At 72.2% G+C, this 9,796-nt stretch carries 10 protein-coding genes, 5 tRNA genes and 1 pseudogene; 10 read left to right on the top strand and 6 right to left on the bottom strand.

The annotated features are described in order from the left end of the window. From J7I98_RS25425 to J7I98_RS25415, 3 genes and pseudogenes are all read left to right on the top strand, one after another. Positions 1-181, top strand: a pseudogene (locus J7I98_RS25425) (hypothetical protein); the annotation flags it as partial. Between the two features lie 96 nt (positions 182-277). Then, positions 278-1,516 (top strand): uroporphyrinogen-III C-methyltransferase, encoded by a 1,239-nt coding sequence (cobA, locus tag J7I98_RS25420; protein ID WP_214926107.1) that lies wholly within the window; start codon positions 278-280, stop codon positions 1,514-1,516. Positions 1,517-1,630: 114 nt separating this feature from the next. Continuing rightward, entirely contained in the window at positions 1,631-2,449 is an 819-nt protein-coding gene (locus J7I98_RS25415; protein WP_214926104.1) for an RNA methyltransferase, read from the top strand. Positions 2,450-2,462: 13 nt separating this feature from the next. Here J7I98_RS25415 and J7I98_RS25410 read toward each other — a convergent pair whose 3' ends face one another. Continuing rightward, entirely contained in the window at positions 2,463-3,764 is a 1,302-nt protein-coding gene (locus J7I98_RS25410) for a serine/threonine-protein kinase (protein WP_214926101.1), read from the bottom strand. Between the two features lie 232 nt (positions 3,765-3,996). Between J7I98_RS25410 and J7I98_RS25405 the strand changes: the two genes are divergently transcribed. The 4 genes from J7I98_RS25405 to J7I98_RS25390 all read left to right on the top strand — a co-directional run bounded on the left by J7I98_RS25405 (position 3,997) and on the right by J7I98_RS25390 (position 6,299). Beyond that, positions 3,997-4,272 carry a hypothetical protein gene (locus J7I98_RS25405; protein WP_214926096.1) on the top strand — a complete coding sequence of 92 codons (276 nt, stop codon included), beginning with the start codon at positions 3,997-3,999 and terminating at the stop codon, positions 4,270-4,272. Between the two features lie 189 nt (positions 4,273-4,461). Further along, positions 4,462-4,668: a hypothetical protein gene (locus tag J7I98_RS25400; RefSeq protein ID WP_214926093.1), complete on the top strand. Its 207-nt coding sequence runs from the start codon at positions 4,462-4,464 to the stop codon at positions 4,666-4,668. A 279-nt stretch (positions 4,669-4,947) separates the two neighbouring features. Then, entirely contained in the window at positions 4,948-5,940 is a 993-nt protein-coding gene (locus tag J7I98_RS25395; protein ID WP_308377926.1) for an aminoglycoside phosphotransferase family protein, read from the top strand. Positions 5,941-6,020: 80 nt separating this feature from the next. Further along, entirely contained in the window at positions 6,021-6,299 is a 279-nt protein-coding gene (locus J7I98_RS25390; RefSeq protein WP_214926090.1) for a zf-TFIIB domain-containing protein, read from the top strand. A gap of 69 nt (positions 6,300-6,368) precedes the next feature. On the opposite strand, the gene J7I98_RS25385 is transcribed toward J7I98_RS25390, so the two are convergent. The 5 genes from J7I98_RS25385 to J7I98_RS25365 all read right to left on the bottom strand — a co-directional run bounded on the left by J7I98_RS25385 (position 6,369) and on the right by J7I98_RS25365 (position 6,859). Then, positions 6,369-6,443: transfer RNA gene (locus tag J7I98_RS25385), tRNA-Val, on the bottom strand. Between the two features lie 54 nt (positions 6,444-6,497). Next, positions 6,498-6,569, bottom strand: a tRNA-Val gene (locus tag J7I98_RS25380). A 31-nt stretch (positions 6,570-6,600) separates the two neighbouring features. Then, positions 6,601-6,672: transfer RNA gene (locus J7I98_RS25375), tRNA-Val, on the bottom strand. A 1-nt stretch (position 6,673) separates the two neighbouring features. Next, a tRNA-Cys gene (locus tag J7I98_RS25370) sits at positions 6,674-6,747 on the bottom strand. 39 nt (positions 6,748-6,786) lie between these two features. Continuing rightward, positions 6,787-6,859, bottom strand: a tRNA-Gly gene (locus J7I98_RS25365). A 143-nt stretch (positions 6,860-7,002) separates the two neighbouring features. On the opposite strand from J7I98_RS25365, the gene J7I98_RS25360 reads away from it, so the two are divergent. From J7I98_RS25360 to J7I98_RS25350, 3 genes are all read left to right on the top strand, one after another. Continuing rightward, on the top strand, positions 7,003-8,061 hold the full coding sequence (locus J7I98_RS25360) for a chorismate-binding protein (protein WP_214926087.1): 1,059 nt from the start codon (positions 7,003-7,005) through the stop codon (positions 8,059-8,061). After that, complete coding sequence (locus tag J7I98_RS25355) at positions 8,058-8,879, top strand: aminotransferase class IV (RefSeq protein WP_214926084.1); 822 nt, start codon at positions 8,058-8,060, stop codon at positions 8,877-8,879. Before J7I98_RS25360 ends, J7I98_RS25355 begins: the two co-directional genes overlap by 4 nt. Positions 8,880-8,950: 71 nt before the next feature. Next, a complete protein-coding gene (locus tag J7I98_RS25350) occupies positions 8,951-9,784 on the top strand; it encodes a GNAT family N-acetyltransferase (protein WP_214926075.1) in 834 nt (277 codons plus the stop codon). The last annotated feature ends 12 nt before the right edge of the window (positions 9,785-9,796 follow it).

Genomic DNA, 9,796 nt, shown 5'->3' with positions numbered 1-9,796 from the left:
CGCAGCGGCCCGCCCGCCCGCCCGACAACTGCACCGCACCCGTCGACCCCCGCAGCTGTACAGCGCCCGCACCCATCGCACCGGCACGGCAGCCGCACCGCACCCGCCCCCGCACACCCAGCCGCACCCCACCCCCGCACCGCCCCCAGCCGCCCACCACCCTCCCGCCCCCGGCCCGTAAGGTATTGGCGAGGTGTCGAAACCTCGCCCCACCAGCCGCTTCGCCGTCGCAGCGGTACAGAGCCGTAACCACTCCCCGCCAGAGGAGCCGCACGCCATGACCGCGCACGCCGCCGCAGGCGACCCGCATCCCGCCTACCCCGTCGGACTCCGCCTCGCCGGGAGGCGCGTCGTCGTCGTCGGCGGTGGCCAGGTCGCCCAGCGCCGCCTCCCCGCGCTCATCGCGGCCGGCGCCGACATCGTTCTCGTATCGCCGACCGCCAGCCCCTCCGTGGAGGCGATGGCCGAGGCGGGCGAGATCCGCTGGGAGCGCCGTCCGTACGCCGAGGGGGACCTGGCCGACGCCTGGTACGCCCTGATCGCGTCCAGCGACACGGCCGCCAACAACGCCGCATCCGCCGAAGCCGACCGCACCCGCACCTGGTGCGTCCGCAGCGACGACGCCGACGCGGCCACCGCCTGGACCCCGGCCACCGGCCGCTCCGAAGGCGTGACCGTAGCCGTCCTCACCAGCGGAGGCCCCGACCCCCGCCGCACCGCCGCCGTGCGCGACGCCATCGTCGAGGGCCTGCGCGACGGCACCCTCGTAGCCCCCCACCACCGCACGCGCACCCCGGGCGTCGCCCTGGTCGGCGGCGGCCCCGGCGACCCGGACCTCATCACGGTCCGCGGCCGCCGCCTCCTCGCCGAGGCGGACGTCGTCATCGCCGACCGCCTCGGCCCGCGCGACCTCCTCGACGAACTCCCGCCGCACGTCGAGGTGATCGACGCCGCGAAGATCCCGTACGGCCGCTTCATGGCCCAGGAGGCCATCAACCACGCGCTCATCGAGCACGCCAAGGCGGGCAAGGCGGTCGTACGCCTCAAGGGCGGCGACCCGTTCGTGTTCGGCCGCGGCATGGAGGAGGCCCAGGCACTCGCCGAGGCCGGCATCCCGTGCACCGTCGTCCCCGGCATCTCCAGCTCCATCAGCGTCCCCGGCGCGGCCGGAATCCCGGTGACCCACCGGGGAGTTGCCCACGAGTTCACGGTGATCAGCGGCCACGTCGCCCCCGAGGACCCGCGCTCGCTCGTCGACTGGAAGGCGGTCGCGGGACTCCGCGGCACGCTCGTACTCCTCATGGCGGTCGAGCGGATCGGCGCGATCGCGGAGGCCCTGACGGCGTACGGTCGCTCGCCCGAGACACCCGTGGCGATCATCCAGGAGGGCACGATGGCCGCCCAGCGCCGCGTCGACGCGACGCTCGCGACGGTCGCCGAGAGGGCCAGGGCCGAGGACGTACGCCCGCCGGCCGTCATCGTCATCGGCGAGGTCGTCACCGTAGGGTCGAAGTAGGTCGGGTCGGGTACGCCGACGCCCGCGAGACCAAGTCGAAGTAATCAGTAACCCCCGGTAACCCACGGCGGCCGAGCCGTTGGCACCGCACCCACGACAAGGCAGTATCACCCTGTGGCCGATCTCATCACCATCGACGACCCCGACGACCCGCGCCTGCGCGACTACACGGGCCTGACGGACGTAGAACTCCGACGCAAGCGCGAGCCCGTCGAGGGCCTCTTCATCGCCGAGGGCGAGAAGGTCATCAGACGTGCCAAGCACGCCGGTTACGAGATGCGGTCGATGCTGCTCTCCGCCAAGTGGGTCGACGTCATGCGCGACGTCATCGACGAGGTCCCGGCTCCGGTGTACGCCGTGAGCCCGGACCTCGCCGAGCGCGTCACCGGCTACCACGTGCACCGCGGCGCGCTCGCGTCGATGCAGCGCAAGCCGCTCCCGACCGCCGACGACCTGCTCGCGACGGCCCGCCGGGTCGTCGTCATGGAGGCGGTCAACGACCACACCAACATCGGCGCGATCTTCCGCAGCGCCGCCGCGCTCGGCATGGACGCGGTACTGCTCTCCCCGGACAGCGCCGACCCGCTCTACCGCCGGTCGGTCAAAGTCTCCATGGGGGCGGTCTTCTCCGTGCCGTACGCACGCCTGGAATCCTGGCCCAAGGACCTCGAAAATGTACGGGAGGCGGGCTTCAAGCTCCTCGCTCTCACCCCCGACGAGAAGGCCTCGGCGATCGAGGACGCCGCCCCGCACCGCCTCGACCGGGTGGCGCTGATGCTCGGCGCCGAGGGCGACGGGCTGTCGAGGCAGGCGCTGGTCGCTGCCGACGAGTGGGTACGCATCCCCATGGCGCACGGCGTCGACTCGCTGAACGTGGGCGCCGCGGCGGCGGTCGCGTTCTACGCGGTGGCGACGGGCCGCCCGGAGTCCTGACGGCCCCGGCGGCTCAGCGACCCCGTCGCGTCACGTCGAGGTCGAGAGCGGCGCCAGCGGCACCGAGGGCAGCCGTGTCCTGGCCGTCGAGAGTTACGCCGAGACTCCTGGCCGGCCCCTGACACCCCTGCGCCGCCGCGATCCCCAGCGCCACCAGCAGCGTCACCACGACGAAGACGACGATGCGCTGCCGCAGCAGCCTCGTGTTCGCGGGGCGCCGCCCGGTCGACGTCGTCCGCACCCCGGGCCTGGTCCCCGGCCTGGTCCCGGGCCGTCCGTTCGTACGCGCACCGGAACGCGTCGTGCTGCGCGGCGTCGCGGCAGGTCGTGCACCCGTACGCGATGACGAGGTGCGCGGGACCTGCGCGCGGGGCGTGGGCGTACCCGTCGCGCGCACACGCTCGATGTCCTGATCGGCGTACCGCTCGGCGGCCCGCCCCGTCGGCCGGTCGTGCTCCCCGCGCTGCGCGGGCGGCCTGACCTCCGCGACGCCCTGCGCCTCCCGTGCCGCGATCTCCTTGAGCCGCATCGAGAGTTGGAGTGTGCTGGGCCGTTCCTCCGGATCCTTGGCGAGGCAGGCCCGTACCAACGGCGCGAGCGCGTCGGGCACCCCGAGCAGCTGCGGCTCCTCGTGCACCACCCGGTACAGCATGACCTCCGAACTGCCCTGCCCGAAGGGTGAGTCGGCGGTCGCGGCGTACGCAAGGGTGGCGCCCAGCGCGAAGACGTCCGTGGCCGGAGTGACCGCCGCGCCGCGCACCTGCTCGGGCGCGAGGAAGCCGGGGGACCCGACGGCCGTACCGACATGCGTGAGGGTGCTCGCGCCGGTCGCCCAGGCGATACCGAAGTCGATGATCCGGGGGCCCTTGGGCGACAGCAGGATGTTCGACGGCTTGAGGTCCCGGTGGACGACCCCGGCCTCGTGCACGGCGACGAGTCCTTCCGACAGCGCCGCACCGATCGAGGCCACCTCGGAGGCGGCCAGCGGACCCTCGTCGGCGACCTTGTCGTGCAGAGAGGGGCCGGGAACGTACTGGGTCGCGAACCACGGCCGGTCCGCCTCCAGATCGGCCGCAACCAGCCGCGCCGTACAGCCGCCCCGGATCCTCCGCGCCGCCGACACCTCGCGCGCGAAGCGCGACCTGAACTCCTGATCCTCCGCAAGGTCCGGCCGGATCACCTTCAGCGCGACGCGCTGGCCACGCCGGTCGGAGCCCAGATAGACGACACCCATGCCGCCCGCCCCCAGCCGCCGGTGAAGCCTGAACGAGCCGACGACACGCGGGTCCTCGCGCCGGAGCCGCATCATCGCCATGTCCGTCCCCTACCTCCGGTGGGGCCTCCCCCACCCCTGCTGCTGACCGGTCCGTTCGACGTGGCACAGCTTACGTACCTGCGGCCCGGTGTGCTCATAGGCCGCGCCCTCGCGAATCGATCGATTGTCAGTGCCGGGTGGGAAACTTGAAGAGTGGTCAGGGGGCGGCCGATCCGCCGTCCCCGGCCCGTGCGAGATCTCAAAGGTCCGTCGCAGAAGGGGGATTGGATCAATGAAGGGCGATCGCGTGGAGATAGTCGTGGACGCGGGAGACACGACCCGTACGTACGAGGTGGTGGCCAGCAGGGCTGGCCGACGGGTGGAAACAGCGGTCCGCAGGGGAGTGGTAGAAGTGAGTGAAGTCACGCGCAGCGGCTCCGTGGTGCGCACCGCGCGCTTCATGGCGACCAGGGTGCTCGCCCTGGTCGAACAGCCGGTCCCGAGGGAGGACGCCTCCGAACGGTCCGAACACCAGGAGCGTCCCCTCCGGGAAGACCCCAAGACCTAGGACCGCCTCTCCACCCTGGGGAGTACGCCGGGGGGTGGCGGCTCATCCTCCGGGAGGCCCGCCAATCGGTACGCGGGCATGACGCCCCGGTCCTGACGCGCCCCTAATGTTGAGCTCAAGCGGCGGGTGGAGCACTCGTCCCCCGAGGTCAGACACCCGCCGCTGCCCATACATGACAGGAGAGGGACCATGGCGGACACGGCATCGCGGACGATGATCCGCACGCAGGGACGCAGGGCATTCGCCTCGTTCGGCGGCCGCCCGTCCGGTACGCGCCACCCCTTGGTGGCGACGGCCATGGTTCTTCCCCTCGCGGCGCTGCTCGTCGTCCTCTTCGGAGGCTGGGAAGCAGTGGTCACACAGGCGTCGTCCGTGGGTGTGATGCTCGGGCGCTGAGCGGCGCCCACGGCCCCGGTAGAGCGGACCGGGCCAGGACATCCGGCCATTTCAAAACCCCGTGGGGACGGGGGTGCGGCGGACGGCTGCGTTTGCCCGGACAGCTGGGGAGCTGTCCGGGCAACGCCTTTTCCCGACCCGGATCAGCCCGTGGGGGTCCCCCCTGGACGCAGTCCTTGGGGGAGTTTGAGGACAGGCCCGCAGGGCACCGCCGGTGGCACCGCGTAGGCTCCCCAGCGGCATCGACCGCACCGCACCGCACCGCACTCCGGGGAGCCCGTGACCGTAACCGTCGCGCAAGCGCTGCGCGCCGTGGCGCACGACGTAGCGCAGCTCCCCCCACCGCGCCGCCCGCGCAAAGGCACCGCAGACCCCTGCGCCTGCCCGCACCCCGACGTCCTCGCCGACCGCCCGGACGGCATGGTCGTACGCCACGGAGACGTCGTAGCGAAATCCCACGCCCCGGACACGGACCTCACCGCCCTCGCCGCACGCATCGCCACGGCCGCCGCCCCGCCCCTCGCCGGCATCCTCCTGCCCCCGCTGCCCGTACCGGCCGCCAAGACCGGGTTCACCACGCTGCTGCACGGACGGCCGTTGAGCCTCTGGCCGTACGGAGCCCCGGTCGACCCCGAGGACCCCGACGCCGCCCCCTGGGAGGACGCGGCAACCCTCCTCGCCCGGCTGCACGCGGTCGCCCCGGGCAAGCTCCGACCCGAGCCGCTGCCACCCATGCGCGGCCCCGCCAAGGCAGCCCGTGCAGTCGCGCGCATGCGGGCGGCGGCCGGCACCCATCCCGCCACGGCGTCCATCCTCCGGGCCTGGGCCGGCCTCCCCGCCTGGGCCCGGGACGAGGCCCCCGCCCCCAAGAACCGCATCGCCCTCTGCCACGGCGACCTGCACCTCGGCCAACTCGTCCGCCACCCCGCCCCCGACGGTCCGTGGCTGCTCATCGACGTGGACGACATGGGCCTCGGCGACCCCGCCTGGGACCTGGCCCGCCCCGCCGCCTGGTACGCCGCGGGCCTGCTCGCGCCCGACGTCTGGGACCGCTTCCTCGGCTCGTACCGCGCCGCAGGCGGTACGGCCGTCCGTCCCGAGGGCGACCCCTGGCCACAGCTCGACGTGCCCGCCCGAGCTCTGACGGTCCAGACGGCGGCCCTCGCCCTCGCCAAGTCGGCGGCCGAGGAACGGCCGTTGGACGAGGTGGAGGAGATGATGATCGAGGCGTGTGTCCGAATCGCGGCCCTACCGCCCGAGTTGGAGTGCTGAGCGACGCCGTAGGGTGAGCGGACCGCCGCCGGGCATACATTCCGGCGATGCCGAACCAACGGCGAGGAGTTGAGCCGACCATGCAGTGTCCCAAGTGCCATGCGCCCATGCACACGTACAACCGCAATGGTGTCCAGATCGAGCAGTGCAGCGGTTGCCGCGGGATTTTTCTCGACTACGGCGAGCTCGAGTCGCTGACCCGCCTCGAATCCCAGTGGACCCAGCAGGCGCCGCCCGCGCCACCGGCCCCGCAGGCCTACCCCGCCGCCCAAGCGCCCGCCTGGGGCGCCCCGCAGCACGGCCACCACGGCGGCCACCACCGGCAGAAGGGCTTCGGCCGGATGCTCTTCTCCTCCTGATCCCGGGACGGGACCAGGACCAGGGCACGAAGAAGCCCCCGGCCGTCGAGACGGCCGGGGGCTTCTTGCTGGTGCGCGATACTGGGATTGAACCAGTGACCTCTTCCGTGTCAGGGAAGCGCTCTCCCGCTGAGCTAATCGCGCGGGGATGATCCTGCGTACTGCCGACACTACGTACCGATGGTGCTGCGAACTGCGTGCGCGATACTGGGATTGAACCAGTGACCTCTTCCGTGTCAGGGAAGCGCTCTCCCGCTGAGCTAATCGCGCGGGACGGACACCCCGTTCCCGGGGGTTCCAGTGGACGATACTGGGATTGAACCAGTGACCTCTTCCGTGTCAGGGAAGCGCTCTCCCGCTGAGCTAATCGTCCTTGGAGGTGGAGACGGGATTTGAACCCGTGTAGACGGCTTTGCAGGCCGTTGCCTCGCCTCTCGGCCACTCCACCAGGAGTGAAATCGGGGGTTCGGGAAGATCCCCCACACCGAGCGGACGACGAGATTCGAACTCGCGACCCTCACCTTGGCAAGGTGATGCTCTACCAACTGAGCCACGTCCGCTTGTCTTCCGGGGCGCTTCCACGTCCCGGCGACGTGTTGAACTCTAGCGGATTCCCGGGCCAGTACAAAAACGCGTTTGTGCAGCGTGCTGCGCTGCGTTCGCCCCGGCGCAGGTCATGACGCTCCGCTCTAGACTCAGGGCCGTGCACGACCTTCCCCCTTTGGCCCGCTTCGGCGGCCTTGTCGCCTCTGACCTGCGCGATGTCACCAGTGACCCCGCCGCTCTCGACTCCGCCGGCTTCTGGGCCGTCGCGGCGGACTTCGAGGGCCGTCTCGTCTGCGCCCGCTTCGGCGACGTACGCAACGAGCCGGTCCCCGCCCCCGTACCGGGCAAGTGGCACGGGCCCGCCGCCGGCGCCTGGACGTCCTCCATGGACCGCGCCGCGTACACCGAGGGCGTACGCCGCATCCGCGAGCACATAGCCGCCGGCGAGGTCTACCAGGCCAACCTCTGCCGCGTCCTGACCGCGCCACTGCCCGACCCGGCGGGCGCCGACGTCGACGCGCTCACCGCGCTGCTCGCCCGCGGCAACCCGGCGCCGTACGCAGGAACGATCCGGCTGCCCGCGCACGGCGTGGAGATCGCCACCGCGTCGCCCGAGCTCTACCTGCGCAGGGACGGACGGACCGTCGAGTCCGGGCCGATCAAGGGAACCGGGCGTACGGCGGACGATCTGCTGGAGAAGGACCACGCCGAGAACGTCATGATCGTGGACCTCGTCCGCAACGACCTGGGCCGAGTCGCCGCGACCGGATCGGTGACCGTCCCCGAGCTGTGCGTGGTCGAACCGCACCCCGGCCTCGTCCACCTCGTTTCCACCGTGCGCGCCGAGCTCGCGCCCGGTGCCGGATGGGCCGGGCTGCTCGCGGCGACGTTCCCGCCGGGCTCGGTGACCGGCGCACCGAAGGCCAGCGCCCTCACGATCATCAAGGCGCTGGAGACCGCGCCGCGCGGTCCGTACTGCGGGGGCATCGGCTGGGTCGACGCCGACCGGGGCGCCGGTGAGCTGGCCGTCGGCATACGTACGTTCTGGATCGACCGCACCGTTCCCGGCGGCCCGGTCCTGCGTTTCGGTACGGGCGCGGGCATCACCTGGGGCTCCGACCCCGAGCGGGAGTGGGACGAGACCGAACTCAAGGCCTCCAGGCTGCTCGCGGTAGCGTCGGGCGCGTACCGGGCGACGGAAAGGACCGTTTCATGAAGCTTTGGGTCGACGGCGGGCTGCAGGACGCGGCCACTGCCAGGGTGTCCGTACTGGACCACGGTCTGACCGTGGGGGACGGCATATTCGAGACCGTGAAGGCGACCCGGGGACGGACCTTCGCCCTCACCCGGCACCTGGACCGGCTGGCCCGATCCGCCCGTGGCCTCGGCCTGCCCGAGCCCGACCTCGACGAGGTGCGCCGCGCCTGCGCCGCCGTCCTGGACGCCAACCCCATGGAGCTCGGCCGCCTGCGCATCACCTACACCGGCGGCACCTCGCCGCTCGGCTCCGAGCGCGGGGACGCCGGTCCCACGCTGGTCGTGGCGCTGGGGGAGTGCGCCCGCCGCCCCGACAGCACCGCCGTCATCACCGTCCCGTGGACGCGCAACGAGCGCGGCGCCCTCACCGGACTCAAGACCACGTCGTACGCCGAGAACGTCGTCGCACTCGCCCGCGCACGCGAACACGGCGCCTCCGAGGCGCTGTTCGCGAACACCGTCGGACAGCTCTGCGAGGGCACCGGCTCCAATGTCTTCGTCGTACTCGAAGGCCGGCTGCTCACCCCGCCCGTCTCGTCCGGCTGCCTCGCCGGGATCACGCGCGCCCTGGCCGTCGAATGGACCGGCGCCGAGGAGACCGACCTGCCGCTGGACGTGCTGGAGCGGGCCGAGGAGGTCTTCCTGACGTCCACCCTGCGCGATGTCCAGGCGGTGCACCGGATCGACGGGCGCCTGCTGCCGGACGCCCCCGGACCGGTGACGGCCAAGGCCATGCGCGTCTTCGACGAGCGCGCCGCGTCGGACCTGGACCCGTAAAGCGGACCCGGGGCCGTAAGACGCCGTGAAATGGGATGACGTGCGGCGGCCCTGCGGGTACAACTCCCGTGATGACCACAACTCTGCGGCCGACCGCGCCGCTCCAGCAGGCCCCAGACGACGCCAAGTCACGTACGTACGAAGTGTGCGTGAACGGCCGCCCGGTCGGCACGATCGAGCTCGCGACGGATCCCCGCTACGGGTCAGGGGCCGGCCGCATCACCGCACTGCACATCAACGAGGCCGACCGGCACCGCGGGCGGGCGACGGTCGCCGCGCTCGCCGCCGAGGAAGTGCTGCGCGGCTGGCGATGCGACCGCGTGGACGTCTCCGTGCCGCCCGAGGCGACGGCGGCGCTGAGCCTGGCCGTCGCTCTCGGCTACACCGAACGCAGCCGCAACATGGTCAAAACACTGCCCGCACGGGCCCCCGCGCTGCCCGAAGGCGTCGCGGGCAGACCGATGACCGAGGGCGAGTACGACGCCTGGCTCGCCGACTCCAAGGCCCGTTACGCGCGGACTCTGGCCGAGCGCGGCCTCCCCGAGGAGGCGGCGCAGGCCAAGGCCGACGCCGATCATGCCGCTCTCGTCGGACCCGCCACCCCCGGCACGTACCTCGGCGTCCTGACCCGCGACGACACGGTCGTGGGCATGCTCTGGCTGTCGCTGCGGCACCCGCTCCCCGGCCGGAGCGGCGCCTTCGTCTTCGACGTCGAAGTGGCCGAGGAGCATCGTGGTGAGGGGCACGGGCGCTCGTTGATGCTGCTCGCCGAGGGCGAGGCGCTGGCGGCCGGGGCCGAGCGCATCGGGCTCAATGTCTTCGCGGAAAACACCCCGGCCCGGCGGCTGTACGAATCACTCGGCTACGAGCCGGTGATGTACCACTTCTACAAGCAGCTGCTCTAGGGCGTGTCCGGC

The sequence above is a fragment of the Streptomyces sp. ISL-98 genome (genome assembly GCF_018614055.1).
Classification (GTDB): domain Bacteria; phylum Actinomycetota; class Actinomycetes; order Streptomycetales; family Streptomycetaceae; genus Streptomyces; species Streptomyces spiramyceticus.
This window is presented reverse-complemented; position numbering and strand designations above follow the sequence as displayed.

What these genes read in the sequence shown, in the direction of transcription:
- J7I98_RS25390 (WP_214926090.1), top strand. Translation starts at nt 6,021, where the DNA reads ATGCAGTGTCCCAAGTGCCATGCGCCCATGCACACGTACAACCGCAAT.
- J7I98_RS25405 (WP_214926096.1), top strand. Translation starts at nt 3,997, where the DNA reads ATGAAGGGCGATCGCGTGGAGATAGTCGTGGACGCGGGAGACACGACC.
- J7I98_RS25410 (WP_214926101.1), bottom strand. Translation starts at nt 3,764, where the DNA reads ATGGCGATGATGCGGCTCCGGCGCGAGGACCCGCGTGTCGTCGGCTCG.
- cobA (WP_214926107.1), top strand. Translation starts at nt 278, where the DNA reads ATGACCGCGCACGCCGCCGCAGGCGACCCGCATCCCGCCTACCCCGTC.
- J7I98_RS25355 (WP_214926084.1), top strand. Translation starts at nt 8,058, where the DNA reads ATGAAGCTTTGGGTCGACGGCGGGCTGCAGGACGCGGCCACTGCCAGG.
- J7I98_RS25350 (WP_214926075.1), top strand. Translation starts at nt 8,951, where the DNA reads ATGACCACAACTCTGCGGCCGACCGCGCCGCTCCAGCAGGCCCCAGAC.
- J7I98_RS25400 (WP_214926093.1), top strand. Translation starts at nt 4,462, where the DNA reads ATGGCGGACACGGCATCGCGGACGATGATCCGCACGCAGGGACGCAGG.